Origin of the sequence: Duganella rivi (assembly GCF_009857435.1) — a bacterium.
Classification (GTDB): domain Bacteria; phylum Pseudomonadota; class Gammaproteobacteria; order Burkholderiales; family Burkholderiaceae_D; genus Rugamonas; species Rugamonas rivi.
The window spans coordinates 773,105-798,776 of the sequence record NZ_WWCK01000001.1 but is presented as its reverse complement, the minus strand read 5'-3'; the positions used below and the strand labels follow the sequence as shown (position 1 = coordinate 798,776).

Annotated in this window: 29 protein-coding genes; 22 read left to right on the top strand and 7 right to left on the bottom strand. The window is 61.6% G+C overall.

Translation table 11 applies throughout. The features are described 5' to 3' along the window. The first annotated feature begins 8 nt into the window (after positions 1–8). From ctaD to GTP45_RS03650, 5 genes are read left to right on the top strand one after another with little or no spacing between them, the layout of a single operon-like run. On the top strand, positions 9–1,598 hold the full coding sequence (gene ctaD / locus GTP45_RS03665; protein WP_161012502.1) for a cytochrome c oxidase subunit I: 1,590 nt from the start codon (positions 9–11) through the stop codon (positions 1,596–1,598). Between the two features lie 2 nt (positions 1,599–1,600). Then, positions 1,601–1,708 carry a cytochrome oxidase small assembly protein gene (locus tag GTP45_RS28340; protein ID WP_217363287.1) on the top strand — a complete coding sequence of 36 codons (108 nt, stop codon included), beginning with the start codon at positions 1,601–1,603 and terminating at the stop codon, positions 1,706–1,708. 1 nt (position 1,709) lies between these two features. Beyond that, positions 1,710–2,246, top strand: coding sequence for a cytochrome c oxidase assembly protein (locus GTP45_RS03660; RefSeq protein WP_161012501.1), 537 nt, complete (start codon positions 1,710–1,712; stop codon positions 2,244–2,246). Further along, complete coding sequence (locus tag GTP45_RS03655; RefSeq protein WP_161012500.1) at positions 2,247–2,441, top strand: DUF2970 domain-containing protein; 195 nt, start codon at positions 2,247–2,249, stop codon at positions 2,439–2,441. A gap of 21 nt (positions 2,442–2,462) precedes the next feature. Continuing rightward, complete coding sequence (locus GTP45_RS03650) at positions 2,463–3,332, top strand: cytochrome c oxidase subunit 3 (protein ID WP_161012499.1); 870 nt, start codon at positions 2,463–2,465, stop codon at positions 3,330–3,332. Between the two features lie 205 nt (positions 3,333–3,537). On the opposite strand, the gene GTP45_RS03645 is transcribed toward GTP45_RS03650, so the two are convergent. Continuing rightward, entirely contained in the window at positions 3,538–3,744 is a 207-nt protein-coding gene (locus GTP45_RS03645; protein WP_161012498.1) for a twin transmembrane helix small protein, read from the bottom strand. A 33-nt stretch (positions 3,745–3,777) separates the two neighbouring features. On the opposite strand from GTP45_RS03645, the gene GTP45_RS03640 reads away from it, so the two are divergent. The 4 genes from GTP45_RS03640 to cyoE are packed head-to-tail and all read left to right on the top strand — an operon-like array spanning position 3,778 to position 7,189. After that, entirely contained in the window at positions 3,778–4,509 is a 732-nt protein-coding gene (locus GTP45_RS03640; RefSeq protein WP_161012710.1) for an SURF1 family protein, read from the top strand. Further along, on the top strand, positions 4,481–5,110 hold the full coding sequence (locus GTP45_RS03635; RefSeq protein WP_161012497.1) for an SCO family protein: 630 nt from the start codon (positions 4,481–4,483) through the stop codon (positions 5,108–5,110). Before GTP45_RS03640 ends, GTP45_RS03635 begins: the two co-directional genes overlap by 29 nt. Before the next feature lie 7 nt (positions 5,111–5,117). Further along, positions 5,118–6,278, top strand: a complete 1,161-nt coding sequence (locus GTP45_RS03630) for a COX15/CtaA family protein (RefSeq protein WP_166454513.1) — start codon at positions 5,118–5,120, stop codon at positions 6,276–6,278. Between the two features lie 14 nt (positions 6,279–6,292). Continuing rightward, positions 6,293–7,189, top strand: a complete 897-nt coding sequence (gene cyoE, locus GTP45_RS03625) for a heme o synthase (protein ID WP_161012496.1) — start codon at positions 6,293–6,295, stop codon at positions 7,187–7,189. A 4-nt stretch (positions 7,190–7,193) separates the two neighbouring features. Here cyoE and GTP45_RS03620 read toward each other — a convergent pair whose 3' ends face one another. Continuing rightward, positions 7,194–7,460 (bottom strand): hypothetical protein, encoded by a 267-nt coding sequence (locus GTP45_RS03620; RefSeq protein WP_161012495.1) that lies wholly within the window; start codon positions 7,458–7,460, stop codon positions 7,194–7,196. 76 nt (positions 7,461–7,536) lie between these two features. On the opposite strand from GTP45_RS03620, the gene GTP45_RS03615 reads away from it, so the two are divergent. Then, positions 7,537–8,130 (top strand): SCO family protein, encoded by a 594-nt coding sequence (locus GTP45_RS03615; RefSeq protein WP_161012494.1) that lies wholly within the window; start codon positions 7,537–7,539, stop codon positions 8,128–8,130. A 4-nt stretch (positions 8,131–8,134) separates the two neighbouring features. Next, a complete protein-coding gene (locus tag GTP45_RS03610; protein ID WP_161012493.1) occupies positions 8,135–9,172 on the top strand; it encodes an AI-2E family transporter in 1,038 nt (345 codons plus the stop codon). On the opposite strand, the gene GTP45_RS03605 is transcribed toward GTP45_RS03610, so the two are convergent. Genes GTP45_RS03605 through nhaR form a run of 3 tightly spaced genes read right to left on the bottom strand, consistent with a single transcriptional unit; the run spans position 9,169 to position 12,294 of the window. After that, the gene (locus GTP45_RS03605) at positions 9,169–9,972 is read right to left on the bottom strand and encodes a substrate-binding periplasmic protein (protein ID WP_161012492.1); all 804 of its coding nucleotides are present in this window, start codon (positions 9,970–9,972) and stop codon (positions 9,169–9,171) included. The genes GTP45_RS03610 and GTP45_RS03605 overlap by 4 nt on opposite strands. Positions 9,973–10,002: 30 nt before the next feature. Further along, complete coding sequence (locus GTP45_RS03600) at positions 10,003–11,340, bottom strand: hemolysin family protein (RefSeq protein WP_161012491.1); 1,338 nt, start codon at positions 11,338–11,340, stop codon at positions 10,003–10,005. Positions 11,341–11,388: 48 nt separating this feature from the next. After that, positions 11,389–12,294, bottom strand: coding sequence for a transcriptional activator NhaR (gene nhaR, locus GTP45_RS03595; protein ID WP_161012490.1), 906 nt, complete (start codon positions 12,292–12,294; stop codon positions 11,389–11,391). Between the two features lie 101 nt (positions 12,295–12,395). On the opposite strand from nhaR, the gene GTP45_RS03590 reads away from it, so the two are divergent. The 4 genes from GTP45_RS03590 to GTP45_RS03575 all read left to right on the top strand — a co-directional run bounded on the left by GTP45_RS03590 (position 12,396) and on the right by GTP45_RS03575 (position 15,418). Further along, positions 12,396–13,445: a DUF475 domain-containing protein gene (locus tag GTP45_RS03590; RefSeq protein WP_161012489.1), complete on the top strand. Its 1,050-nt coding sequence runs from the start codon at positions 12,396–12,398 to the stop codon at positions 13,443–13,445. A gap of 83 nt (positions 13,446–13,528) precedes the next feature. Beyond that, a complete protein-coding gene (locus GTP45_RS03585; protein ID WP_161012488.1) occupies positions 13,529–14,104 on the top strand; it encodes a TerD family protein in 576 nt (191 codons plus the stop codon). Positions 14,105–14,128: 24 nt separating this feature from the next. Continuing rightward, positions 14,129–14,827, top strand: coding sequence for a TIGR00266 family protein (locus GTP45_RS03580; RefSeq protein ID WP_161012487.1), 699 nt, complete (start codon positions 14,129–14,131; stop codon positions 14,825–14,827). A gap of 9 nt (positions 14,828–14,836) precedes the next feature. Continuing rightward, positions 14,837–15,418 (top strand): TerD family protein, encoded by a 582-nt coding sequence (locus GTP45_RS03575; protein ID WP_161012486.1) that lies wholly within the window; start codon positions 14,837–14,839, stop codon positions 15,416–15,418. Positions 15,419–15,482: 64 nt separating this feature from the next. Here the strand turns inward: GTP45_RS03575 and GTP45_RS03570 are convergent, their stop codons facing one another. Then, a complete protein-coding gene (locus tag GTP45_RS03570) occupies positions 15,483–16,802 on the bottom strand; it encodes a porin (RefSeq protein ID WP_161012485.1) in 1,320 nt (439 codons plus the stop codon). Positions 16,803–16,891: 89 nt separating this feature from the next. On the opposite strand from GTP45_RS03570, the gene GTP45_RS03565 reads away from it, so the two are divergent. The 7 genes from GTP45_RS03565 to GTP45_RS03535 all read left to right on the top strand — a co-directional run bounded on the left by GTP45_RS03565 (position 16,892) and on the right by GTP45_RS03535 (position 25,138). Next, on the top strand, positions 16,892–18,295 hold the full coding sequence (locus GTP45_RS03565) for a DHA2 family efflux MFS transporter permease subunit (RefSeq protein ID WP_229258315.1): 1,404 nt from the start codon (positions 16,892–16,894) through the stop codon (positions 18,293–18,295). Positions 18,296–18,302: 7 nt separating this feature from the next. Beyond that, positions 18,303–19,121: an HDOD domain-containing protein gene (locus GTP45_RS03560; RefSeq protein ID WP_161012483.1), complete on the top strand. Its 819-nt coding sequence runs from the start codon at positions 18,303–18,305 to the stop codon at positions 19,119–19,121. A 125-nt stretch (positions 19,122–19,246) separates the two neighbouring features. Continuing rightward, positions 19,247–19,999: a FadR/GntR family transcriptional regulator gene (locus GTP45_RS03555; RefSeq protein ID WP_161012482.1), complete on the top strand. Its 753-nt coding sequence runs from the start codon at positions 19,247–19,249 to the stop codon at positions 19,997–19,999. A gap of 146 nt (positions 20,000–20,145) precedes the next feature. Next, on the top strand, positions 20,146–21,057 hold the full coding sequence (gene kdgD, locus GTP45_RS03550; protein WP_161012481.1) for a 5-dehydro-4-deoxyglucarate dehydratase: 912 nt from the start codon (positions 20,146–20,148) through the stop codon (positions 21,055–21,057). A 78-nt stretch (positions 21,058–21,135) separates the two neighbouring features. Next, a complete protein-coding gene (locus GTP45_RS03545) occupies positions 21,136–22,713 on the top strand; it encodes an aldehyde dehydrogenase (NADP(+)) (RefSeq protein ID WP_161012480.1) in 1,578 nt (525 codons plus the stop codon). Continuing rightward, positions 22,701–23,579, top strand: a complete 879-nt coding sequence (locus GTP45_RS03540) for an SMP-30/gluconolactonase/LRE family protein (RefSeq protein ID WP_161012479.1) — start codon at positions 22,701–22,703, stop codon at positions 23,577–23,579. The genes GTP45_RS03545 and GTP45_RS03540 overlap by 13 nt, the downstream gene beginning before the upstream one ends. A 35-nt stretch (positions 23,580–23,614) precedes the next feature. Further along, positions 23,615–25,138 carry a glycoside hydrolase family 43 protein gene (locus tag GTP45_RS03535; RefSeq protein ID WP_229258314.1) on the top strand — a complete coding sequence of 508 codons (1,524 nt, stop codon included), beginning with the start codon at positions 23,615–23,617 and terminating at the stop codon, positions 25,136–25,138. Here GTP45_RS03535 and GTP45_RS03530 read toward each other — a convergent pair whose 3' ends face one another. Next, positions 25,139–25,633: a hypothetical protein gene (locus GTP45_RS03530; RefSeq protein ID WP_161012477.1), complete on the bottom strand. Its 495-nt coding sequence runs from the start codon at positions 25,631–25,633 to the stop codon at positions 25,139–25,141. Positions 25,634–25,672 lie beyond the last annotated feature (39 nt).

Here is a 25,672-nt window from a genome sequence, read left to right as displayed (position 1 = left end):
CGTTACACATGAGCACGAGCACTTTGGATCACGCACACGATCACGACCACGCACACGACCATCCGCATGGTCTGTCGCGCTGGCTGTTCGCTACCAACCACAAGGATATCGGCACGCTGTACCTGTGGTTCTCCTTCGTCATGCTGCTGTCGGGCGGCGTGCTGGCGCTGGGCATCCGTACCGAGCTGTTCAAGCCGGGCCTGCAATTCTTCCAGCCGGAGTTCTTCAATCAGCTGACCACCATGCACGGCCTGGTGATGGTGTTCGGCGCCATCATGCCGGCCTTCGTTGGCTTCGCCAACTGGATGATCCCGCTGCAGATCGGCGCGTCCGATATGGCGTTCGCCCGCATGAACAACTTCTCGTTCTGGCTGCTGCCACCGGCAGCGCTGCTGCTGGCGACTTCGTTCCTGGTGCCGGGCGGTGCGACTGCTGCAGGCTGGACCCTGTACGCGCCGTTGTCGACCCAGATGGGCGCCGGCATGGACATGGGTATTTTCGCGATGCACTTGATGGGCGCATCGTCGATCATGGGCTCGATTAACATCATCGTCACCATCCTTAACATGCGCGCGCCTGGCATGACCCTGATGAAGATGCCGATGTTCTGCTGGACCTGGCTGATTACCGCCTACCTGCTGATCGCTGTGATGCCGGTTCTGGCAGGCGCCATTACCATGACCCTGACCGACCGCCACTTCGGCACCACCTTCTTCAACGCGGCCGCCGGCGGCGACCCGGTCATGTACCAGCACATCTTCTGGTTCTTCGGCCACCCAGAGGTGTACATCATGATTCTGCCGGCGTTCGGCATTGTCTCGCAGATCCTGCCGGCGTTTGCACGCAAGCAGCTGTTCGGCTACGCGTCGATGGTGTACGCCACCGCGTCGATCGCGATCCTGTCGTTCATCGTGTGGGCGCACCACATGTTCACCACCGGCATGCCAGTGACCTCGCAGCTGTTCTTCATGTACGCCACCATGCTGATCGCGGTGCCGACCGGCGTGAAAGTGTTCAACTGGATCGCCACCATGTGGCGCGGTTCGATGACGTTTGAAACGCCGATGCTGTTTGCCGTCGGCTTCATCTTCGTGTTCACCATCGGCGGCTTCACCGGCCTGATCCTGGCCGTGACCCCGATCGACATCCAGCTGCAAGACACCTACTACGTGGTGGCGCACTTCCACTACGTGCTGGTGGCCGGCTCGCTGTTCGCACTGTTCGCCGGTTTCTACTACTGGTCGCCGAAATGGACTGGCCACATGTACAACGAGACCATGGGCAAGGCGCACTTCTGGCTGTCGCTGATTACTTTCAACATCACTTTCTTCCCGATGCACTTCCTGGGTCTGGCCGGCATGCCGCGCCGCTACGCCGACTACTCGGCGCAGTTCACCGACTTCAACATGATTGCCACCATCGGCGCTTTCGGTTTCGGCCTGTCGCAAGTGTTCTTCCTGTTCGGCGTGATCATCCCGACCATCCGCGGCGGCAAGAAAGCGGAAGACAAGCCATGGGAAGGCGCGGAAGGCCTGGAGTGGACTGTGCCGTCGCCGGCGCCGTTCCACACCTTTGAAACCCCGCCACAGTTCAAATAATCATGAGCGGCCAACCTAAGCCGAATAACTTGCGCACCGCCCTGATTCTGGGCGGGCTGGCCTTGTTCTTCTTCGTGTCGGTGTTTGTTAAACGGATGTGGCTGAGCTGATATGGGTAATCGCGCGTTACTGGGCAAGCTGGCGATCTTCGCGGTACTGATGTTCGGCTTTGCCTATGCGCTCAACCCGTTCTACCGCCAGATCTGCGAAGCGCTGGGCTTGAACGTGTTGACGCAAAAGGATGGCACGGTCGAATTCGACAAGAACACGCAGGTGGATAAAACCCGCAGCGTGACCATCGAATTCGACGGCAATGCGCAAGGCCCATGGCGCTTCCGGCCCACGGTCAACAGCATGACGGTGCATCCGGGCGAGCTGACCACGGTGATGTACGAAGTGGTCAACACGCAAAAGCGCGAGATGAATGCGCAAGCCATCCCAAGCTACGCGCCGCAAAATGCGACGCCGTATTTTTTAAAAGTTGAATGCTTCTGCTTCAAGCAGCAAACCTTGAAGGCCAATGAAGCACGGCAGATGCCGGTGGTGTTTTACATCGATCCGAAACTGCCGAAGGACGTAAAAACGATCACGCTGTCGTACACCTTCTTTGAAGTGGGCGGCGGCTTGGTCAAGACGGCGGCCAATTAAATGAGCAAAAAGCCCGGCTTCCTGTATTCGGTGAAGGCTGTGCTGTGGTCGTTTGTCGGCCTGCGCCGCAAGCGTGATTTTGATGAGGACCAGCAGGGCTTGAACCCGTTCCACATCATCATCGCGGCCTTGCTGGCGGTGGCTGTGTTCATAGGATTACTGATAACTATCGTCAAACTCGTAGTAGCTAAATAAAAGTTGATTAGGGAGATGAAGATGAGTTCCACACATACACACGGCGGCGCCGCACCGTACTACTTCGTACCGGGCCCATCGCGCTGGCCGCTGCTGGCGGGCTTGTCCTTGCTGCTGACCATGGCTGGTGCTTCCGGCTGGGTGAATGATGCACCTTGGGGCCCTGCGGCCAATCTGATCGGCATCGCCTTCACGCTGGTGGTGCTGTACTTCTGGTTCGGCGATGCGATCAAGGAATCCGAAGGCGGCTTGTACAGCCAGCGGATTGACCATTCGTATCGCTGGTCGATGGGCTGGTTCATCTTCTCCGAGGTGATGTTCTTCGGCGCGTTCTTCGGCGCGCTGTTCTACGCGCGTACCATCACCATGCCGTGGCTGGGCGATCTGGATCACAAGTTCATCTGGCCGGACTTCGCTGCGCACTGGGGCGGCGCCAGCCCGGCGGGCACGGTGGAAGAGTTCAAGACCATGGGGCCGTTCCCGATCCCGACCATCAATACCGCGCTGCTGCTGACCTCGGGCGTGACGCTGACCTTGTCGCACCACGCGCTGCGTGCCGGCCATCGCGCGCAAACGGCGATCTGGCTGTTTGCCACGATTCTGCTGGGCGCGGTGTTCATGGGCTTCCAGGCCTACGAATATCATCACGCTTACACTGAGCTGAACCTGAAACTGACCTCGGGCATCTACGGTTCCACTTTCTTCATGCTGACCGGCTTCCACGGCTTCCACGTGACCATGGGCGCGATCATGCTGTCGGTGGTGCTGTACCGCGTGCTGCGCGGCCACTTCACGCCGGATCACCACTTCGCGTTTGAAGGCGCGGCCTGGTACTGGCACTTCGTCGACGTGGTTTGGTTAGGCCTGTACGTGGTGGTCTACTGGCTGTAATATCCAGAGACACAAAAGCCGCACTCCGGTGCGGCTTTTTTGTTGGGGCTGACGTTGCTTGTTGCCTAAATCGCGCGCGGCACCAACCCAACCCGCAAACCGCTGCGGCCAGGGTCTGACCCCGTACGGGGTCAGACCCTTTCGTTAGGGGTGCTTTTCAGGACTGATAGGTAAGCGTCAACGAGTACTCATGGTGAGCAACCCGTTATCCCGCGCGGATGCCGGTCGGGTGGATGTAGCCCATGCGGTAGGCCAGCAGGATCAGCAGGAACAGGGTGATCGACAAGGCCACGCGTACCGCCAGCGCGCGCACGGTGTTGTTGCTGCGGCCTTTGTCGCGCATCAGGAAAAAGAACGCCGCGCCCAGACTGCCGAGGATCAGGATGAACGCGATGGCGACGGCAATTTTCATGTCTTTAGGGAGTGGCGATTTGATCGAGGTTCCATTGTAATGGTGTTCCGCTTTAAATTGATTCCTTTCGTGGCTACGGTACTGGTGGTGGCCTTGGGCGTACAACTCGGCAATTGGCAATCGCGCCGCGCCGAGCAAAAAATCGCGCTGCAAGCCAAGCTGGCCGAAGGTGCGCAAGCCGCGCCGCTGGAACTGAGCGGTGCGCCGCTGGCGGCTGATGCGGTGGTTTACCGCCGCGTCACTCTCAACGGCGAGTTCGTGCGCGGCTGGCCGGTTTATCTCGACAATCGGCCATATCAAGGGCGGGCAGGGTTCTATCTGCTGATGCCGTTTAAAATATCGGGTTCGAATATGCACGTACTGGTGGCGCGCGGCTGGCTGCCGCGCGATCCGGCCGTGCGCGACAAGCTGCCCAACTATGCCACGCCCGAAGGCACGGTCACGCTGCAAGGCGTGGCGCGACTCAACGCCGGCCACGTGATGCAGCTGGGCGATGCGCCGCCGCTGGCGCCCAACGCCATCGTGCAAAACGCCGATCCGCTGCAACTGGCCAAGGATAGCGGCCTGACCATGCAGCCGTTTGTGGTGGAGCAGGGCGCTCCAGCCCAGCCTGCCGGCGACGATGCACAGATGGTGCGCGACTGGCCTGCGCCGTCGCTGGGCGTGGAAAAACATCAGGGCTACGCCTTCCAGTGGTACGCGCTGGCGGCGATGGCGGTTATCTTTTTTGTAGCGAATGGATTCAGACGTGGAAAAAACAAGTAAGCAACAACGTGGCCGCTGGAAGCTGTTTGCCGTATTGGCCGTGTGCGCGGCGCCGCTGATTGCGTCATACTTCACCTATTACGTGATTAAACCCAAGGGCGGCGTGACCAATTTCGGCGCGCTGATCGATCCGCGCCAGTATCCGATTCCGGCCATGGCCAGCACCACGCTGGACGGCAAGCCGGCCAAGCTGGAGGATTTCAAGGGCAAGTGGATTATGCTGAAGGTAGGGCCGTCCGACTGCCAGCAGGAGTGCCAAGACCAGCTGTTCGCCATGCGCCAGCTGCGCACCATGCAGGGCAAGGAGATGGAGCGCATCGAACGGGTGTGGATGATTACGGACGATCAGCCACTGGAAACCATGCTGCTGCGCGTGAACGACGGCACCCGCATGCTGCGCGCGCCTGCCGCGGTGCTGGAGAAGTGGCTGCCGCTCGAAGAGGGCGCGGCGGATCGGGCCTCCGATCATGTGTATTTGATCGACCCGCTGGGCAATTTGATGATGCGTTTCCCGAAAGGCGCGGTGTCCAGCGATATCGAGAAGGTCAAGCGGGTCCATAAGGACATCGCGAAATTGTTGAAGGCTTCGGCCATAGGTTAAATATTGTATGCATCTCACTCTTGCTCAAATGGCCATCACGGCGCTGTTGATTGCGCTGCTGCCGGCTGCCATCGTCTGGACTTCGTCGGACGCCAATAAGTACCGCAAGCTGGTGTGGGTCAGCGTGTTTTTGACGTTTGACCTGATCGTGTTTGGCGCTTTCACGCGCCTGACCGATTCCGGCCTCGGTTGCCCGGACTGGCCGGGCTGCTATGGCGCTGCCAATCCATTCCTGGCGCATGAGCAGATTGTGGCTGCGGAAACGCTGATGCCTACCGGTCCCGTGACCGTGGTCAAGGCGTGGATCGAGATGATCCACCGCTACCTCGCCATGTGCATCGGCGTGCTGATCGTGGCGATGATGGCGCAGTCCTGGTATCAGTGGAGCAAATCGCAAGGCAGCCGCGCCGAATACGCGCCTTGGCTGCCGACGGCCTTATTCTTTTTCGTTTGCTTGCAGGGTGCGTTTGGCGCGTGGACGGTGACCTTGAAACTGCAACCGGTGATCGTCACCATCCATTTGCTGCTGGGTATGGGCTTGCTGGCGTTGCTGGTATGGTACGGCGGCCGCCAGAACCATCTGCACGCGCCGCGCACCGTGGTCAGCGCCTCGCCGCCGGCCATGCGCAATATCCGCGTGCTGGCCGGCGTGGCGGCGGCGCTGCTGCTGGTGCAACTGGCTCTCGGCGGCTGGACCAGCACCAACTACGCGACCCTGGCCTGTACCGACTTCCCGCTGTGCGGTGGCAAGGCGATCCCGGAGATGGATTTTGAACACGGCTTCACCCTGTGGCGCGAGCTGGGCAAGACGGCGGCCGGCCACTACCTGCCGTTTTCGGCGCTGACCGCCATCCACTGGGTGCACCGCAACTTCGGCTTCATCGTGGCGCTGGTGTCGGGCTACGCGGCGTGGCGCGCCTGGGGCCATGACGTGCTGCATAACACCGCCCGCAACATCGCTTTGACGCTGGGTGCGCAGATCCTGACCGGTGTGGCGACCATCTACCTGAGCTTCCCGCTGACCATCGCCGTGCTGCATAACGCCGGGGCGGCGCTGCTGGTACTTTTGCTGACCATGTTAAACTACAAGGCTAAGTACCAGTACGACATTGCAAAAAAGGCAGCTTCGAGCGCTTCGCATCCTCCCACGTCGACGGTACGGCATTGATTTAAGTACCTCACATGACCACGCAAACCGTTAGCAGCAAATCTCAGAGCCGCGCCTCGCAATTTTGGGCGTTGACCAAACCCCGCGTCACCATGATGGCCGTGTTCTGCGCCGTCATCGGCATGTTCCTTGGCACCGCGGAAGGTTTGCCGAGTCTGTCGCTGGTGCTGTACGCGACGGTCGGTATCTGGCTGCTGACCGGTGCGGCGTTTGCTGTGAACTGCCTGGCCGAGCGCGAAATCGATGCGCGCATGGCGCGTACCGCGCGCCGTCCTATGGCGCTGGGGAATATTTCGGTCTCGCAGACCGTGGTGTTTGCGCTGGTGATCGGCGGCGCGGGCATGTGGGTGCTGTACACCTTGGTCAATCCGCTGACCATGTGGCTGACCTTTGTCACCTTCCTCGGTTACGCGATTATCTACACGATGTTCCTGAAACCGTCGACGCCGCAGAACATCGTGATCGGCGGCCTGTCGGGCGCGATGCCGCCGGCTTTGGGCTGGGCAGCGGTCGCCAATGACGTGCCGATGGAGGCATGGCTGCTGGTGCTGATCATCTTCGTCTGGACGCCGCCGCACTTCTGGGCGCTGGCGCTGTACCGCCGCGATGACTACGCCAAGTCCGGCCTGCCGATGCTGCCGGTCACGCACGGCATGAAATTCACCCAATTCCACGTCTGGCTGTACTCGATCGCCCTGGCCGCGACCACCTTGATGCCGTACGCGGTGCAAATGAGCGGCCTGATCTACCTGGTCAGCGCGATCATCCTGAACGCCGTGTTCCTGCGCCACGCCTGGAAAATCTACCGCCACTACACCGACCTGATCGCCCGCAAAGCCTTCGCCTGGTCGATCATCTATCTCGGCCTCCTGTTCCTCGCCCTGCTGGTCGATCACTACATCAAAATCTAAGCGGCTATACTCCGATTTTGTTTGCGAACGCATCTAGCCACAGCCGCTTCCAAGCTGAATCGGCTAGGTATTTTTCTCTGGTGGTAAAGACGGACCGTCCTTGTGCATTGGTACGGTAGGCTCGTAAGAAGCTGCCGCTTGTTTCAAGCAAGATGAGTACCGTTTCCAAGGGGATATTTGTTTCCCTGACTAGGCTGATCGGTGTGCGCCAAACGTATTTGGATTCGCGGATGGCGATGCGGATTTTTTCTTTCGCGTCCTGTTCGTCCATGACGGCCTCCTCTAGCGGTATCATGTTGCTTAGACTAAGTTCAAGCTCAACAAGTTCAACCGAAAGATCCATGCTGATGAAAAAAGTTCTCGCCTTTGCTTTGATTGCTGTTTCCCTGTTGGCCGGCTGCGGCGAGAAGAAGGGGGAGGCGCCGAAGGTGGCGTTTCAGAGTACCGACCTGACCGGCGCTTCGTTTGCCAAGGACTTTGCGCTCACCGACCATACCGGCAAACCGCGCACCATGGCTGACTTCAAGGGCAAGGTGGTGGTGATGTTCTTCGGCTATACCCAGTGCCCCGACGTGTGCCCAACCACCATGGCGGAAATGACCGAGGTGCTCAAGCAGCTCGGCCCGCAAGCCGACCAGGTGCAGGTGCTGTTCGTGACCGTCGATCCCGAGCGCGATACGCAGAAGCTGCTGGCCGAGTATGTCCCGGCCTTCGATAAGCGTTTCATCGGCCTGTATGGCACGCCGGAGCAGACCGCCGCCGTCGCCAAGGAGTTCAAGGTGATGTACAACAAGGTGCCGGGCAGCACCAAGGATGGCTACACGGTCGACCACACGGCCGCCAGCTACGTGTTCGACAAGGAAGGCAAGCTGCGCCTGCTGCTGCGCTCCGGCCAGGGCGTAGCGCCGGCCGTGCATGACCTCAAACTGTTGCTGGGCTGATCCCATGCAGCAGCGCTTCCAGCCCTTTACCCGCCTCGCCGCCATCATCCTGCTGGTGATCGGCTGCCTGATCGTGCTGCGGCCGTTCCTGGCCGCCATCCTGTTTGCCGCCGCCATTACCATCTCCAGCTGGCCGCTGTACCTGCGCCTGCTGGCGCGCTTGAAGCAGCGCCGCACCGTCGCCGCGCTGGTGATGAGCATCGGCCTGACGCTGCTTATCATCGTGCCGCTGACGCTGGTGACGTGGAATATCGCCGATAACGCCTCCGGCCTCTACGACCAAGTGAAGGCCGGTCTCGGCAGCGGCACGCTCGATCCGCCGGGCTGGCTGAAGGATATCCCGGTCGTCGGCGAGGCCGCCTACACCTACCTCGGCAAGCTGCTGCACAGCCGCGAGGAATTGCTCAACGCCGCCAAGAACATGCTGGAACCGGGCCGCCGCGTGCTGCTGGGCGGCGGCATGGTGCTGGGCAGCGGCGTAGCGCAGGTCAGCCTTGCGGTGTTCGTCAGCTTCTTCCTGTACCGCGATGGCCAAGCGATTTTGCAAGCGCTGGCCAGCGGCATGGACAAGCTGATCGGCGAGCAGAGTGTCAGCGTGGCCGACACCGTCAGCCGCACCGTGCGCGGCGTGATGTACGGCATTCTTGGCACCGCGCTGGCGCAGGCCGTGGTCGCGGCGGTGGGCTTCCTGATTGCCGGCGTGCCGGCGGTGGCGCTGCTGTCGGTCGCCACCTTCCTGTTCTCGCTGATTCCGGTCGGGCCGCCGCTGATCTGGGGCGGCGCTACTATCTGGCTGTTCAACCAGGGCAGCACCGGCTGGGCCATCTTCATGCTGGTATGGGGCATGTTCGTGATCAGCGGCGTCGACAACGTGGTCAAGCCGATGCTGATCTCGCGTGGCTCCAGCTTGCCGTTCATCCTGGTGCTGCTGGGCGTGATGGGCGGCGTGCTGGCGTTCGGCTTTGTCGGCCTGTTCATCGGCCCGACCCTGCTGGCGGTCGGCCTCGGCCTGCTGCGCAACTGGACTGCCGGCGCGGCTTAGAAGTTCAGCAGCCTGGCTGCCAGCTCAGCGTCGAGATGGCGCTCGAAGATGCGCTTGAGCGTGCCGTCTTCGCGCATGGCGCGGATGGCGTGGCTGAAGCGCGCCGCCAGCGCTTCGTCAACGTGCTGGCGCGACAGGATCAAGCCGCCGACCACCGCATCCTTGGGCGGCGCCCAGTCCATGATGCGGTAGTTGCCGGCCATCTGTTCCTGCTTGATCAGCGGATACCAGCCGGTGCTGATCGCCATCACTGCCTGCACGCGGCCCACCTTGAACAGGCGCAGCATGGCCTCGTAGTCGGGCGCTTCGTAGACGCGGCCCTGCGCGCGCAAGCGCTCCAGCCACGCATCGTAGACCTTGCCATGGCGGAAGGTCTTGATGACGCCGATCTTGATGCCGGGTGCGGCCAGGAAATCTTCCATGCTGCGGATGCTGGGGCTGACATCCTTGTTGAGCAACACGTAGTTACGCTCGGAGAGGTAGGGAATCACGCGGCCGAATTTCTCGCGCTCCGGGGTCGACATGGCCGACACCGACAAATCGATGCTGCCGCCGTTCAGGCCGGCCCAGATGCGCACGCGCGAGTCGGTGCTGGGATCGATGGTGCAGCCGAGGCGGCGCGCCACCTCGTCGACCACGTCCTTGTCGATGCCTGTCCAGCTGCCGTCGGCGGCCTTGTAATACAGCGCGCCGTATTCGTAGAACGCGCCGCGCAGATGGCCGCAAGGGGTATTGGTTTCGGCGGCGGCCGTGCCGCTCAACGCAAGCAGGGCGCCACACAGAATAAGCCGGACTAGCATGTCTCCTCCGTGGCGCTGCTGGGGCGCCGGTCAATCCTGGTCGGCGTTGTCCTCGGTATCGTCTTTCGGGATCACCTTGACCAGCAGGATGCGCGGACCGTTCATTTTCTTGGCGACGATGTCAAAACTGCGGAAGCTGATGCGTTGGCCCTGTTTCGGGATGTCGCCCAGTTTCAGCATAATCAGGCCGCCCACCGATTCTACCTCTTCCAGCCCCAGTTCTTCATTTTCGATGTCGATGCCGAGCGTGCGTTCGAGCGAGAAGATCGGCAGGCTGGCCTTGCCGATCAGGGTGCCGTCCGGCTGCTTGAGCCAGTCGTTTTCGTTGAGGCGGAATTCGTCGTGGATTTCGCCGACCATGGCGCCGAGCAGATTGTCGAGCGTGATGAAGCCGACCGGGCGCTTGCCCTTTTCGCCGATCAGCGCAAAGTGCGGCGCGCCGTCGCGGAAGCGGCGGAACTGTTCCAGCGCCGGGGTGCGGGCCGAAATCGTCTCGACCGGGCGCAGGAACGGCACCAGGTCGGTAATCGGCTTGCCGGACTGCATGGCAAAGAACAAATCCTTCAAGTGCACCACGCCCAGCACGGTATCGCCATCCTTGTCGTAGTAAGGATAGCGGCTGAAGCGGTTGCGCAGCATGGTGTCGAGGTTGTCGTTGAGCGAGCGGGTGGCGTGCAGGCTGATCACCTCGTTAATCGGGCGCATCAGGTCGGACACCGACAGATCGCTGAAGTCCAGCGAGTGGGCCAGGATGTTGCGCTCGTCCTGGTTGAATTTTTCGCCGGGCTGGCTGGTGCGCAGGATCAGCTTGAGCTCATCCACCGAGTAGTGGCTGTCGTGGCCGCCCTTGCCGGACAAGCCGGCCAGGCCCAGCACCATGTTGGCGCTGGCGTTGAGCAGGTAGATGAACGGGTACATGGCCCAGTAGAAAGCGTACAGCGGCAGCGCGGCCCACAGGCCGACCGCTTCCGGCATGCGGATCGCCAGCGACTTCGGCGCCAGCTCGCCCACCACAATGTGCAGGAACGAGATCACGCCAAACGCGAACACGAAGGCGATGCCGTGCACCAGCTCGGGCGAGGTGATGCCGATGAAAGTCAGCAGCGGTTCCAGCAGGCTGGCGAAGGCCGGCTCGCCAACCCAGCCCAGGCCCAGCGAGGCCAGCGTAATGCCCAGCTGGCAAGCGGACAGATACGCGTCCAGCTCGCCGTGTACTTTGCCGAGGATGCGCCCCTTGAGTCCCTGTGTTTTAGCGATCGCGCGCACCCGCGTTTTTCGCAATGTGACGATACCGAATTCGGCAGCGACGAAGAAACCGTTCAAAGCAACCAAGAAGATAGCGAGAACGACAAGCAGGAAGTTTTGCATAGGGGCCGAGCGGCGTTTTACGTAGTTGAAACCTGCATCTTAAACGATTTAAGTTGCAAACAGGCCGGAGTGCACTTCATTCAGGATAGCTTCGATGGCCGGGTGGGTGATTTTGCGGGCGTTGGAGATGGCGTAGAAGTGTTCGCGCAACTCGGGCGCATCGCCGACCAGCACGGCGCCGAATTGGTCTTCGATGTCTTGCGCCAAGGCCGACGGCGCGAAGAATAAGCCCAGGCCGTTGCGGCCGAAGGTGTTGAGCATGGCGTTGTCCTCAAACTCGCCGACGATCTCCGGCCGCACTTGATGCCGCACCAGCCACGCGTCGATGCGGCCACGCAGCGCGTTGTTGCGGGTCGGCACCAGCAACGGTGCGCCGTCCAGGCTGGCCGGGAAGTTGCGGCGGTATTTGCGCGCCAGCTTCGGTGTGCCGAATAGTTTCATATCGCTTTCGCCGAGCAAATGGCTGAATACTTTCAGACTGCCGCCTGCGCGCACGGTGCGGTCGGTCAGCACCACGTCCAGCTTGCCCAAGGCCAGTTCGGCCAGCAGATTTTCAAATTCGTCTTCCATGCAGACCAGCCGCACTTGCGTGTCCATGGTTTGCGTCGCTTGCAGCAGGCGGTAGGCAATCAGCTTGGGCAGCGAGTCGGAGATGCCGACGGTGAGGCGCATCTTGCCGGTGTCGGCTTCTTCCAAGGCATCTTGCAACTGGTCGCCCAGCAGGAAGATTTGGTCGCAATAGTTGAGCGCCATGCGGCCCGCCTCGGTCGGCACCAGGCGCCGTCCCTGCGGCTCCAGCAGCTGCTTGCCGATCGATTGTTCCAGCGACGCCAGCTGCATGCTGATGGTTTGCACGGCCAGTCCCAGCTTCTCTGCCGCACGCGTGACGCCGCCTTCTTTCGCCACCATCCAAAAGAAATACAAGTGTCTGAAATTCAATCCGCTGGTTTTCATGGTTCTGCTTTTTCGAAGTAATACTTCAATTATCTTCTATTTTTTAAAGTGCCGGTTTTCTTTACACTGCGTCGATCGACTAATAACTATGAGAGAAAACGATGAAGCATTTCAGAATTTCTTTCCTCGTCAGCTTTATCTGCTTAGGGTTGGCAGGCTGGTGGGGCTATGAACTAGCAGGCTGGGGCGGCGCGCTGTCCGCGTTCGGTATTGCGCTGATTCTTGCCGCGATGGAAGTCTCGCTTTCGTTCGACAACGCGGTGGTGAATGCCTCCGTGCTGAAGACTTGGGATGAGTATTGGCAGAAGCTGTTCCTCGGCGTCGGCATCATTATCGCGGTGTTCGGTATGCGCCTGGTGTTCCCGCTGGTGATTGTGGCGGTGGCTGCCGACATGAGCATCGTTGATGTCTGGACGCTGGCACTGAATGATCCGAAAACGTATTCGACGCACCTGACCAATCACCACGCTGAAGTGGCGGCATTCGGCGGCATGTTCCTGCTGCTGGTGTTCCTGAACTTCTTGCTGGACTCGGAAAAGGAAACGCACTGGCTCGGTAACTTCGAGAAGAAACTCGGCTCGCTAGGCAAGGTCTCTTCGATCTCGGTAATGATTTCCATCGGCGTGCTGCTCGGCTGTATGGGCCTGGTGGAAGAAGGCCAGAAGCTGGTGGTACTGATTTCCGGTCTGTGGGGCATCCTGATTTACGTCGGTGTCGACGGCATCAGCAGCCTGCTGGAGAAGGAAGAAGAAGGCGGCGGCAACGTCGGCGACATGGTGAAGCGCGGCGGTATCGGCGGCTTCCTGTACCTCGAAGTGCTCGATGCTTCGTTCAGCTTCGACGGCGTGATCGGCGCGTTTGCGATTACCACCGACGTCGTGATCATCATGCTGGGCCTGGCGATCGGCGCGATGTTTGTCCGCTCGATGACGATTTATTTGGTGAAGAAGGGCACGCTGGACAAGTTCCTGTACCTCGAACACGGCGCCCACTACGCGATCGGTATCCTGGCCGCGATTATGTTGGCAAGCATGAAGTTCCATGTGCCTGAGATCTTCACCGGCTTGATTGGTGTGGCGTTTATCGCGGCATCGGTGTGGTCTTCGATCCGCCACCGCCGCCAGCAAGAAACTCTCGCCGTCACGGCGTAAAGCATACGGCGGGCCGTTCATTACGGACAACGGCTCGCCGCCCAGCAGTACCTAGTCCGGTTTTCATTTTAGGAGTATCACAAATGGCAATCAGTCTGCAAAAAGGCGGTAACGTTAATCTGAGCAAGGAAGCTCCTGGCTTGAGCAAGATCGTGGTCGGTCTCGGTTGGGACGCACGCTCCACCGACGGCAGCCCATTCGACCTGGACGGCTCGGCCTTCCTGTTGAAAGTCGATGGCAAGGTGCGCAATGACCTCGACTTCATCTTCTACAACAACCTGAAATCGTCCGACCAGTCGGTAGCCCACTCGGGCGACAACCGCACCGGCGCCGGCGATGGCGACGACGAAACCGTCACCATCGATCTGGCCAAGGTGCCGGCCGATGTGGAACGCATCGCAATCTGCGCCACCATCCACGAGGGCGATGCACGCCGCCAGAACTTCGGCATGGTGCAGAAGGCTTTCATCCGCACGGTCAACGCCGGCAATAATTCGGAAATCGCCCGCTACGACCTGTCGGAAGACAGCTCGACCGAGTCGGCCATGATTTTCGGCGAGGTGTATCGCAACGGCGGCGATTGGAAGTTCAAGGCCGTCGGCCAGGGCTTTAAAGGCGGCCTCGGCCCGCTGGCCGGCTCGTTCGGCGTCGGCGTTTAATTCACACGGAAAGGACTCGTAATCATGCCTGTATTTTCGATCACTGGTGACGTCGATCCCTTCCTGCATGTCTCGATGCGGCAGGGGGAAAAAATCTACTGCGAATCGGACGCGATGGTGATGATGGAAGCCGCGCTCGATTTGAAGGGCAAGATCACCGGCGGCATCGGCGCTGCCATCATGCGCCGCTTTGCCAACGGCGAGTCCTTCTTCCAGCAGCACATCGAGGCGGTGCGCGGCGACGGCGATTGCCTGCTGGCGCCAACCCTGCCCGGTGCGATGCAGATTCTGGACGTCGGCAACCAGCAGTACATGCTGAGCGACGGCGCGTTTGTCGCCGCCACCTCCAGCGTTGAACTGAAGGTGCGCACGCAAAGCGTCGGCAATGCGCTGTTCGCGCAAAGCGGCGGCTTCTTCATCACCGAGACCAGCGGTGTGGGCCAGGTGGCGGTGTCCGGCTTCGGCGGGATCTCGCAACTGGAAGTGGAGCCGGGCCGCGACATCATTATCGATAACTCGCACGTGGTGGCATGGGATAGCGCGCTGCGCTACGAAATCTCGGTGACCACGGGCGGCAACAGCGGATTCCTCAGCAACCTGGTGAATAGCCAGACCAGCGGCGAGGGCATGGTGCTGCGTTTCTCGGGCAAGGGCAAAGTCCTGATCTGCTCGCGCAACAGCACTTCGTTCCAAGCCTGGCTGCTGCGTCAATCCGCGCAATAAGGAGCAACTATGTCAGTCAATTTGAGCAAGGGCCAGAAGATCTCGCTGGACAAGGAAGCCGGCGGCACGCTGGGCCGCGTGACCATGGGCCTGGGCTGGGACGCCATCAAGACCAAGGGCTTCCTTGGCTTTGGCGCCAAGACCGAAGCAGTCGACCTGGACGCCTCGTGCGTGCTGTTCGATGAAGGCCATCGTCCGGTGGACGTGATTTTCTTCCGCCAGCTGAAGAGCAAGGACGGCAGCGTAGTCCACACCGGCGACAACCGCACCGGCGCCGGCGATGGCGACGATGAGCAAATCAACGTCGATCTGAACGCCGTGCCATCGAATATCAAGAGCCTGGTATTCACGGTGAACAGCTTCACCGGCCAGACTTTCGCGCAGGTGGAGAATGCATATTGCCGTTTGCTGGATGCGGCCAGCGGCAAGGAAGTGGCGCGCTTTAACCTGTCGGTGCAAGGGCCGCACTCGGCGCAGATTATGGCCAAGCTGTATCGCCACAACGGCGAGTGGAAAATGCACGCCATCGGCGAGAACGGCAACGGCCGTACTTTCGATGATCTGCTGCCGCAGATTGCCGTGCACTTATAAATAACGATTTCGGCTGTGTGTCTTTTAGCGGAGTACTGTACCGGCAGTACTCCGCTTTTTTTCGTCAGAACGAGTGGCGAATGCCGAGGCTGACCATGGTGGTGCGGGCGTCGATATTCTGGCCGGCGCCCGAGAACAGCGGCACTTCCTGCGTGCCCAGCGGGATCAGGATAGCGCCAGGGCCGCCAGCCAGCGGCAGCGGGGTAGCGCTGCTGACCACGGTGTTGCCGCGTTTATCCTTGATGCCGCCCGCGCGCAGGTAGATGGCGGTGCGCTTGGAGAAGTTGTAGTCCGCGCCCAGCATCAGGCCGCGATCCTTGCCCTTGGTGTAGTTGGTGAAGTAGGTGTTCAGGAACACCGCCGTCAGGTCGAACGCGCCGACCGGATGTTTGAGGGTAGCAGTCCAGGTACGCACTTCAGGATCGGTATTGCCGCGCAGCGTGAACTGGGCGTTGTGGCCCGCCACCGCGATCGAGGTGCCGACACCAGGGAAGGTGTATTTGGCCGCCGCCATGAACGAGGTGAAGTGCTCGCCGTAGAACAGCGGCACCAGCGTGGTGCCCGACACCACGCCGATCGGCACGTTGTCGAAGTTGTTGCGGTGGTAGGACGCCAGCGCCACCAGGTCGTCGGTGCGGTAGGCCAGCATGGCGCCGGTAGTTTTGCCGCGGCCGCTGGCGGTTTCTGCACCGGCCGTCAAGCCGCCGACGATCTGGCCAGTGGTGCCGGTTGCAACCGGGGTCGACGAAGTGGCCACCGAGCGCGCTGCGCTGATGCCGCTGCCGATGCCGGAGTTAGTCGCGTAGGACAGGATGGCAGTCCATGGGCCTTTCTTGATCGCGTAGCTGATCTGATTGTCCTGCCACGTTTGCACGGTGTTGACCACCAGGCCGGCGCCGAACAAGTCGGTCGAGCCCAGCGCTTCCGGCGTGACCAGGTAGTAGGAGATCAGCATCGGGCTGGCCTGGCGGCCCAGTTTGACTTCGCCAACCGGCGTGGTCAGGCCGACGTAGGCTTGGCGGCCGAACAGGCGGTTGTCGTTGGCGAGGCCGCCGTTATCGATGGTGACGCCGCCTTCCAGCACGAACAGGCCGCGATAGCCGCCGCCCAGGTCTTCTACGCCTTTGAAACCGATATTGCTCTGGCGCGTGTGCGACGGGGTCAGGCGGGTGGAAATGGTGGCAGGTGCAGCGATGCGGTTCGGCACCGGCGTGGTGCCGCTGACGCCGAACACCGTGCCCTGCACATTGCCTTCGCCTTTGTCGACGCGGTCGAGGCCGACGTCCAGGGTACCGTACATGGTGACGGAGGATTGCGCGGCAGCATGGCCCGAAAGTAAAGCAAGCGCGGACAGGCACGCTGCATAGGCGGCAGTTCTCTTCATGTGGTTGTCTCCATTGTTGTGTTGTGTTTGTAGCTAGACTCTATAGCAGTGCCGTAGAATTAGCACGTATGTTCGCTTCGGAGCGTGGTTTGAAAAACACACTTAACAATCTGAACCCACGCAGCCGCTCGATTGCCCTGCTGGTGGCGGGCGCTTTTTTCATGGAGAATCTGGACGGCACGGTCATCACGACGGCGGTGCCGGACATCGCACAGACCTTTGGTGTAGCGCCGCTGGCGCTCAATATCGGCGTCAGCGCCTACCTGCTGACGCTGGGCGTATTCATTCCGATCAGCGGCTGGGTGGCGGAGCGCTTCGGCGCGCGCCGCGTGTTTGCGGCGGCGCTGGCGATCTTCACGCTGGCTTCGGTACTGTGCGGCATGGCCAATAGCTTGACTGAGTTTGTGTGGCTGCGCGTGCTGCAAGGCGCGGGCGGGGCGATGATGGTGCCGGTCGGCCGGCTCGTAGTGCTCAACAACACGCCCAAGGAAAAACTGATCGCGGTGATCGCCACGCTGACCTGGCCGGCCTTGGTGGCGCCGGTGCTGGGCCCGCCGGTGGGCGGTTTCATCACCAGCTATGCATCGTGGCGCTGGATTTTTTATCTGAACCTGCCGCTGGGCGTGATCGCGCTGGCGCTGGCGTGGTGGCTGATTCCCGACAAGCGCGCAGCCGAGCCGCGTCCATTCGATTTGCCCGGCTTCCTGCTCAGCGCTAGCGCCTTGCTGTTGCTGACGTGGGGCGCGGAAGTGGTCGGCGGCCAGAACCCGGATTGGAACGAGGCCGGTGCTTGCCTCGTGATCGGCGCGCTGCTGCTGGCCGTGCTGGGCTGGCACTTGAAGCGCGCCAGGCATCCGCTGATCGACCTGTCCTCGTTTGCGATTCCCACCTTTGCCATCACCATCGTCGGCGGCTCGCTCTTCCGCATGGCAATCGGCGCTGTGCCGTTCCTGCTGCCGCTGATGTTTCAGCTCGGCTTTGGCCTCGACGCTTTCCATTCCGGCCTGCTGGTGATTGCCGTCTTCGCCGGCAACCTGATGATGAAGCCGGCCACCACGCCGATCTTGCGCCGCTTCGGCTTCAAGCCGGTGATCCTCGTGAACGGCCTTGCCAACGTCAGCGCGCTGGCCGCCTGCGCCTTGCTGACGCCGGCCACGCCGGTATGGCTGACCGCCGCCGTGCTGTTCGTCGGCGGCCTGACGCGCTCGATGCAGTTCAGCGCCTTGAACACCATCGCCTTTGCCGATGTGCCGCAGCCGCGCATGGCCGCCGCCAACACCTTGTTCAGCACCGCCTTCCAGGTCGCGCTCGGCCTCGGCGTGGCGTTGGGCGCGACCGGCGTGCGCCTCGGCCACTGGAGCGCGCAGCAGTTTGGCATCGCCGATTGGCCGGCCATCGATTACCGCCTGGCCTTCCTGCTGGTGGCCTTGGTGAGCCTGCTTGGACTCATCGATGCCTTGCGTCTGGATAGTAATGCCGGTCACGGGCTATAATATTTCCATGGAAAAATTAAAAGACTTCTCGCAGATCGTGGATCAAGCCGCGCGTGGCGAGCTGGTCTTTCCCACCAGCGTGAATGCGGCGCTGCGCCTGCAATTGGCGCTGGCCGATCCCGATTGCGACATGGAAGACGTGATCCGCAAGGTGCTGGGCGAGCCGCTGCTGGCGGCGCGCACCGTGGCGCTGGCCAATGCGGCGGTGTTCAACCGCAGCGGCACGCCGGTCACCAGCGTGCGGGCGGCGGTGCAGCGGGTCGGCTTCCGCAATCTGTACACCATGGCGGCGGCGATGGTGGTGCGCCAGTTCGGCGCGCGCATCCGCGACGATCACTTGCGCCGCCAGGCTGACCAGCTGTGGCGCCACACGGCGCACACGGCGGCGCTGGCCCACGTGATCGGCCGCAAGCTGACTTCCACCGATCCTGATACCGCGCTGTTTGCCGGCATCGTGCACGAGGCCGGCGGTTTCTATCTGCTGTCGCGCGCCGACGAAATCCCCGGCCTGCTCGACGATCCAGCCGAGTGGATGGGCGCGGCGCAGGAAATCATCTCGCGCGAGATGATGAAGAAGATGGCCATCCCCGAGCCGGTCAGCCAGGCCATCGTTTCGCTGCGCGGCGCCACGCTGACGCCGCCACCGCTGGGCCTGCGCGACACCTTGCTGCTGGCCAAGCGGCTGTCGCCGGTGCCGTCGCCGCTGGCGGCAGGGCAGGGCCATCCATCGCTGAATGGCTTCGTGGAAGACAACGCGCTGCTCGACCAGATCCTGCTGGAATCCGCCGACGAGGCCGCCTCCATGAGCGCTGCGCTTCTGGTGTAAGCACACTAATCTGTGGCAAAAATGATGTTGAATACACACTAGAGGCCCAACCTCTGGCAAACTGCGCATCGCTTTATGCAGCAATGCGTGTATCCTAATAGTCGTCATACAACAGCAAAACCGCCATGAATCAGATCGCCACACCGGCCGCCGTATCCCCCGTACCGCCCAAGAAGAAGCACCGCAACCTCGCGCAGGGCGTGGTGGAGGGCTTCACCAACAGCATCCAGGCCGGCACGCTGAAACCGGGCGAAAAACTGCCGACCGAGTCCGTCATCATGGAAATGCACGGCGTCAGCCGCACCGTGGTGCGCGAGGCGATCTCGCATCTGCAAGCTGCCGGGCTGGTGCAGACGCGCCACGGCATCGGCACCTTTGTGCTTGAGCCGCAGCCGTCGAATATTTTCTCGTCCGACACCATCCGTACCATCGGCGACGTGCTGGCGATCCTCGAGCTGCGCATCAGCCTGGAAACCGAGGCGGCATGGCTGGCCGCTACCCGCCGCACCGACGAGCAGGTCGAGCTGATGGACGCGGCGCTCAAGCGCATCGTCGCTTCGCAAAACCGTCCGGGGGCAGTGGAGTCGGACAAAGCCTTCCACTTGCTGATCGCGCAGGCCACCGGCAACCGCTATTTCGTCGATATCTTGAGCGACCTCGGCAACACCATCATCCCGCGCGCGCGCCTCGACTCAGCGCAACTGGCGCACGATGACCCGATCGCCTATCAGGAGCGCGTCAACCGCGAGCATGACGATATTTACAACGCCATCCTGCGCAAGGACGCCGAAGCGGCCCGCGCCGCCATGCGCACCCACCTGAGCAACAGCCGTGAACGCCTGCGCCGTGCCCAGCAAGAGGTCGGCGCGCCGCAGTAACACTTCTGCAACGCCTGGGCAGGCGATTTGACGGGAAACGTGAAATCGCTTGCTTCCATTTAGATCTAGTTGTACGATGTCATACAACAAGGCGCAAGAGCGTCCATCCCTCATCCTCACACCAGACGTCAACATTGGAGACTGTAATGCAACCGAATGACCTGAAAAAAATCCTTTCCTCCGGCCTGCTGTCGTTCCCGGTCACCGACTTTGACGCCGAAGGCAACTTCCGCAAGTCGACCTACATTGAACGTCTGGAATGGCTGGCTCCGTACGGCGCCAGCGCACTGTTCGCCGCCGGCGGCACCGGCGAGTTCTTCTCGCTGACCCCGCAAGAGTACCCAGAAATCATCAAGACCGCGGTTGATACCTGCCGCGGCCAAGTGCCGATCCTGGCCGGCGTCGGCGGCCCGACCCGCGTGGCTGCTGCCTACGCCAAGGAAGCCGAAAAAGCCGGCGCGCAAGGCCTGCTGCTGCTGCCGCATTACCTGACCGAAGCGTCGCAAGACGGCCTGATCGAACACGTTGCAGAGGTTTGCAAGGCCACCAACCTCGGCGTGGTGGTGTACAACCGCGCCAACTGCCGCCTGAGCCCAACCTCGCTGGCGATCCTGGCCGACCGTTGCCCGAACCTGATCGGCTTCAAGGACGGTATCGGCGACATCGAACTGATGGTCTCGATCTGGCGCAAAATGGGCGACCGCTTCAGCTACCTCGGCGGCTTGCCGACCGCCGAAGTGTACGCCGCCGCGTACAAGGCACTGGGCACCCCGGTGTACTCGTCGGCCGTGTTCAACTTCATGCCGAAACTGGCGATGGACTTCTACCACGCTGTCGCATCGGACAACCACGCCGAACAGAACCGCATGATCGACGAATTCTTCCTGCCGTACCTGGAGATTCGCAACCGCAAAGCAGGCTACGCCGTGTCGATCGTCAAGGCCGGCGCCAAGCTGGCCGGCCACGACGCCGGCCCAGTGCGCGCACCGTTGACCGACCTGACCGCCGAAGAAACGGATATGCTGCACAAACTGATGCTCAAGCAGGGCGCCCAATAATCGGTTAAGCTATTAGTTGAATCGAAAAACAAATTCAAGCGCGGCTCGTCCGCGCTTTTCACACATACGGAGCCAAAAATGCAAGTAGCAGGAGAAATGATTATTGGCCGCAGCGCGGTCTACGGTAAAGAAGGTTCGATGAAAGCAGTCGATCCGTCGCGCAATGTGGAAATCGAACCAGCGTTCGGTTTGGCCGGCGCTGCTGACCTGCAACGCGCTGTGGAACTGGCTAACGCCGCGTTCGACGTGTACCGCGAAACCAGCCTGGAAGTGCGCGCCAAGTTCCTCGAAACCATCGCTGACCGCATCATGGATCTGGGCCCGACCCTGATCGAACGCGCAATGCAGGAAACCGGCCTGCCGCAAGCCCGCCTGGAAGGCGAGCGCGGCCGTACCTGCAACCAGCTGCGCCTGTTCGCAAAGGTCGTGCGCGATGGCCGCTTCCAGACCGCGACGCTCGATAGCGCGCTGCCGGATCGCGCACCTGCGCCGCGTCCTGACCTGCGTCTGCGCAAAATCGGCCTCGGCCCTGTCGCCGTGTTCGGCGCATCGAACTTCCCGCTGGCGTTCTCGGTAGCCGGCGGCGATACCGCCTCGGCACTGGCTGCCGGCTGCCCGGTCATTGTGAAAGCGCACTCGGCCCACCTGGGCACTTCGGAACTGGTGGGCAAGGCCGTAGCGCAAGCTGCTGCCGAATCGAATATGCCTGAAGGCGTGTTCTCGATGCTGATCGGCTCGGGCCAGACCATCGGCCAGAACCTGGTGGCGCATCCGTTCATCAAGGCGGTAGGCTTCACCGGCTCGCGCGCCGGCGGCATTTCGCTGATGCACACCGCTGCTGCACGTAAAGAACCGATCCCTGTGTATGCAGAGATGAGCTCGATCAACCCTGTGTTCCTGCTGCCGGGCGCGCTGGACAATCCTAAACTGCCGCAAGCGTTTGCCGATTCGCTGACCCTGGGCTCGGGCCAGTTCTGCACCAACCCAGGCCTGCTGATCGCGCTGAAGTCGGACAAGCTGCAAGCCTTCGTGGCCGCCGCTGCCGGCACCATCGGCGCCAAGCCAGCCACCACCATGCTGACCCCTGGCATCCACAAAGCCTACAACGGCGGCGTGAAAGGCCTGGCAGCGGTGGAAGGCGTGCAGCAAGTTGCTGCCGGCCAGACCAACGATCTGCCATGCGGCGCGCAAGCGTTCCTGTACCAGGTTGACGCCAAGCGCTTCCTGGCCGACCCGGCGCTGGAAGGCGAAATCTTTGGCCCAACCTCGCTGCTGGTGGTCGCCGAAGACGAAGCGGAACTGCTGGCTGTTGCCGAGCACCTGGAAGGCCAGCTGACCGGCGCCGTGCACGCAACCGCCGACGACAAGGCGCTGGCGACCAAGTTGCTGCCGATCCTGGAGCGTAAAGTGGGCCGTATCCTGTTCAACGGTTTCGGCACCGGCGTGGAAGTGGCGCACGCCATGGTTCACGGCGGCCCGTTCCCTTCGACCTCGGACAGCCGCAGCACCTCGGTGGGCGCGTCGGCGATCGACCGCTTCCTGCGTCCAGTGTCGTATCAAGACGTGCCTGCGTACCTGCTGCCTGAATCGCTGGCAGACGCCAATCCACAGAACATTCCGCGCGTGGTGAACGGCGACCTGGTATGGAACGGGTAAGCGGCGTTAGCTGCACGGTGGGCGAAAGCCCGACGTGGAGCGCGGCCGAAGGCGCCTGGTACTGGGTCGATATCCCGGCCAGGCGCGTGTGGCGCATGGACGGCTCGACCGGCGCGGCGCGCTATTGGGACAACGCCGAGATGGTCGCCTGCGTGGCGGCCAAGGCCGGCGGCGGCCTGATTGCGGGCATGGAGAGCGGCATCTTCAGCTTGTCGCTGGGCGCTGAGCAGACCGCAGCGGCGCTCAAGCTTGCGACGCCGGCTGCCGGCTTGGGCGAGGGCATGCGCTTCAACGACGGACGTTGCGATCGTCAAGGACGCTTCTGGGCCGGCACCATGTTCATGGACATGAGCGCGGCGCGCGCGGTGGGCCAGCTGTATCGCTACGATGCGGCGCGCGGCATCTCGGCGCCGTTCGTGTCGGAGCTGCTGACGCAGAACGGCACGGCGTTCTCGCCGGATGGCCGCACCATGTACCTGTCGGATTCGCATCCGCAACGGCGCATGGTGTGGGCGTTCGATTACGACATCGCTGATGGTGTGCCGAGTAATCGCCGCGTGTTTGCCGATATGACGAAGGAAGCGGGCCGTCCTGACGGCGCCGCGGTCGATGCCGATGGCTGCTACTGGATCTGCGCTAATGACGGCGGCTACCTCCTGCGCTATACGCCGGAAGGCAAAGTGGATCGCCGCGTCGAGGTGCCGATGCTGAAGCCATCCATGTGCGCGTTCGGCGGCAAGGATCTGGACACGCTGCTGGTCACCTCCATCGTCTCCGGCAAGCCGGAAGATGCAGAGTGGGGCGGTTCGGTGGTACTGCTGCGGCCTGGCGTTAAAGGCGTGGCTGAAACGCTGTTTGGAGCGTGATGATGGGGCGGATACTTCAACGGTGTCTGCCCTTTTTGTTTGCGGCCTTGCTGGCCGCTTGCAGTACTGCGCCGGTGCAGTATCAAAATCCGGTTATCCACGCTGACTATTCCGATCCCGATGCGATCCGCGTCGGCGATATGTATTACCTGGTTTCCTCAAGTTTTAACAGTGCGCCCGGCTTGCCGCTGTTGCAGTCGCCGGATCTCGTCAACTGGACGCTGGTTGGCCACGCCTTGCAGCAGCAGGTGCCGCTCGATGTTTTCGCCAAGCCGCAGCATGGCAAGGGCGTGTGGGCGCCGTGCCTGCGCTACCACGACGGCAAATTCTGGATCTTCTATCCCGATCCTGATTTCGGTATCTACGTGATGACGGCGAAAGACTTCGCCGGCCCGTGGAGCGCGCCGCATTTGCTGGTCGGCGGCAAAGGACTGATCGATCCGACGCCGCTGTGGGACGATGATGGTCAAGCCTATTTGCTGCATGCGTGGGCCAGGAGCCGCGCCGGTTTCGCCAACGTGCTGACCTTGCGCCGCATGGCGCCGGACGCCAGCCGTCTTTTGGATGATGCGGGCAAGATCATCATCGACGGCAACAAGCTGCCCAAGTACACCACGCTGGAAGGGCCGAAGTTCTACAAGCGCGATGGCTACTACTACGTGTTTGCACCGGCGGGCGGTGTGGAATTTGGCTGGCAGTCGGCGTTCCGTTCGCGCAGCATCGACGGGCCGTATGAAGATCGCATCGTACTGGCGCAGGGCAGCTCGCCGGTGAACGGCCCACACCAAGGCGCGTGGGTGCAGACGCCGCAAGGCGAAGACTGGTTCATCCACTTTCAAGACAAGCGTGCCTATGGCCGCATAGTGCATTTGCAGCCGATGATCTGGCGCGATGGCTGGCCGTTGATCGGTGAGGACGTTGGCGGGGCTGCGGGACAGCCAGTGGCGCGTTATCGCATGCCGGTTTCTGGCCACGCCAAGGCTGCGCCGCCGACCAGCGACGAATTCAATGGTTCTAAACTTGGCTTGCAATGGCAGTGGAATGCGAACTGGCAGCCGTCGTGGTACGCGCTGGGTGACGGCAAGCTGCGTTTGTTCTCGCAATCGCGCACTGGCAACCTGTGGGATGTGCCTTCGCTGCTGCTGCAAAAACTGCCGGCCGAAACCTTTACCGTGACGACCAAGCTGGATGCGGGCGGTTTGTCAGATGGCGGCGTCGCGGGACTCGTGATGTACGGCTCCGACTACATCTGGCTAGGCACGCGCCGCAACGACGGCAGAACCCAGCTGGCGCTGGTCAGCTGCTATAAAGCCGACGCCAACTGCCACGAACAGCAGGAGGCGGGCGTGGATCTGCCATCCCCGCAAGTCTGGCTGCGCATGCAGGTAATCGCCGGCGGCGTAACGCAATTCTCATACAGCGCAGACGGCGTTAAATACACACCAATCGGCGCCCAATTCACCGCCAAAATGGGCCGCTGGGTCGGCGCCCAAATGGGCCTCTTCAGCTCAGGCGTCGGCGGCCACGCCGACATCGACTACTTCCGCGTCGCCCCGTAGTTACTGCTTCTTCAAGGTCATCTTGAATTGGGTAACCCATTTGTCTTTGACGTACATTTCGCTGAAGGCTTCGTACGAGTCGGTGCTCACTGTCCATTTGACACGGTAGGGGAGGGTGAGGCCGTTGGCGATGTAGTTCGTTTCGGGGAATTCGAGGCCGTCGGTGGCGGGCTTCATGGTGCCGCGGCTGTAGCCGCCGCTGTTTTCCACGTAGAGATAGGACACGACCTTAGCTGACCAGTCGTAGTAGTAAATCGTCTCGCCCACGTAGTCGGGCTTGCCCGGCGTGCGCACGGTGTGCACATCGCGCAGGGAGTGTCCATCCTGTGCCCATTGGAAGCAATGCTCGTCGGTTTGCTTCGAGCCGGGAAACTCGCCTTTCCAGCAATGGCCCGCCAGGAATGCCATTGGCTTCAATGCTTCGGCAGGTGCAGCTTGCACGGCGATGGAGGACAGCAGCAATGGCAGCAGCGGTAGCGTGAGCAGTGGACGCATGGCAGATCTCCCGGTAAAAGTCCGGCCAGTATATGCCAA

Excerpts from the sequence above, each read along its gene's own strand:
- GTP45_RS03600 (WP_161012491.1), bottom strand. The coding sequence starts at position 11,340 with ATGCAAAACTTCCTGCTTGTCGTTCTCGCTATCTTCTTGGTTGCTTTG.
- nhaR (WP_161012490.1), bottom strand. The coding sequence starts at position 12,294 with ATGAAAACCAGCGGATTGAATTTCAGACACTTGTATTTCTTTTGGATG.
- GTP45_RS03585 (WP_161012488.1), top strand. The coding sequence starts at position 13,529 with ATGGCAATCAGTCTGCAAAAAGGCGGTAACGTTAATCTGAGCAAGGAA.
- GTP45_RS03590 (WP_161012489.1), top strand. The coding sequence starts at position 12,396 with ATGAAGCATTTCAGAATTTCTTTCCTCGTCAGCTTTATCTGCTTAGGG.
- GTP45_RS03615 (WP_161012494.1), top strand. The coding sequence starts at position 7,537 with ATGAAAAAAGTTCTCGCCTTTGCTTTGATTGCTGTTTCCCTGTTGGCC.
- GTP45_RS03610 (WP_161012493.1), top strand. The coding sequence starts at position 8,135 with ATGCAGCAGCGCTTCCAGCCCTTTACCCGCCTCGCCGCCATCATCCTG.
- GTP45_RS03630 (WP_166454513.1), top strand. The coding sequence starts at position 5,118 with ATGCATCTCACTCTTGCTCAAATGGCCATCACGGCGCTGTTGATTGCG.
- ctaD (WP_161012502.1), top strand. The coding sequence starts at position 9 with ATGAGCACGAGCACTTTGGATCACGCACACGATCACGACCACGCACAC.
- GTP45_RS03540 (WP_161012479.1), top strand. The coding sequence starts at position 22,701 with ATGGAACGGGTAAGCGGCGTTAGCTGCACGGTGGGCGAAAGCCCGACG.
- GTP45_RS03580 (WP_161012487.1), top strand. The coding sequence starts at position 14,129 with ATGCCTGTATTTTCGATCACTGGTGACGTCGATCCCTTCCTGCATGTC.
- GTP45_RS03650 (WP_161012499.1), top strand. The coding sequence starts at position 2,463 with ATGAGTTCCACACATACACACGGCGGCGCCGCACCGTACTACTTCGTA.
- kdgD (WP_161012481.1), top strand. The coding sequence starts at position 20,146 with ATGCAACCGAATGACCTGAAAAAAATCCTTTCCTCCGGCCTGCTGTCG.
- GTP45_RS03570 (WP_161012485.1), bottom strand. The coding sequence starts at position 16,802 with ATGAAGAGAACTGCCGCCTATGCAGCGTGCCTGTCCGCGCTTGCTTTA.
- GTP45_RS28340 (WP_217363287.1), top strand. The coding sequence starts at position 1,601 with ATGAGCGGCCAACCTAAGCCGAATAACTTGCGCACCGCCCTGATTCTG.
- GTP45_RS03620 (WP_161012495.1), bottom strand. The coding sequence starts at position 7,460 with ATGGACGAACAGGACGCGAAAGAAAAAATCCGCATCGCCATCCGCGAA.
- GTP45_RS03575 (WP_161012486.1), top strand. The coding sequence starts at position 14,837 with ATGTCAGTCAATTTGAGCAAGGGCCAGAAGATCTCGCTGGACAAGGAA.
- GTP45_RS03660 (WP_161012501.1), top strand. The coding sequence starts at position 1,710 with ATGGGTAATCGCGCGTTACTGGGCAAGCTGGCGATCTTCGCGGTACTG.
- GTP45_RS03555 (WP_161012482.1), top strand. The coding sequence starts at position 19,247 with ATGAATCAGATCGCCACACCGGCCGCCGTATCCCCCGTACCGCCCAAG.
- GTP45_RS03560 (WP_161012483.1), top strand. The coding sequence starts at position 18,303 with ATGGAAAAATTAAAAGACTTCTCGCAGATCGTGGATCAAGCCGCGCGT.
- GTP45_RS03605 (WP_161012492.1), bottom strand. The coding sequence starts at position 9,972 with ATGCTAGTCCGGCTTATTCTGTGTGGCGCCCTGCTTGCGTTGAGCGGC.
- GTP45_RS03645 (WP_161012498.1), bottom strand. The coding sequence starts at position 3,744 with ATGAAAATTGCCGTCGCCATCGCGTTCATCCTGATCCTCGGCAGTCTG.
- GTP45_RS03655 (WP_161012500.1), top strand. The coding sequence starts at position 2,247 with ATGAGCAAAAAGCCCGGCTTCCTGTATTCGGTGAAGGCTGTGCTGTGG.
- GTP45_RS03635 (WP_161012497.1), top strand. The coding sequence starts at position 4,481 with ATGGATTCAGACGTGGAAAAAACAAGTAAGCAACAACGTGGCCGCTGG.
- GTP45_RS03530 (WP_161012477.1), bottom strand. The coding sequence starts at position 25,633 with ATGCGTCCACTGCTCACGCTACCGCTGCTGCCATTGCTGCTGTCCTCC.
- cyoE (WP_161012496.1), top strand. The coding sequence starts at position 6,293 with ATGACCACGCAAACCGTTAGCAGCAAATCTCAGAGCCGCGCCTCGCAA.
- GTP45_RS03545 (WP_161012480.1), top strand. The coding sequence starts at position 21,136 with ATGCAAGTAGCAGGAGAAATGATTATTGGCCGCAGCGCGGTCTACGGT.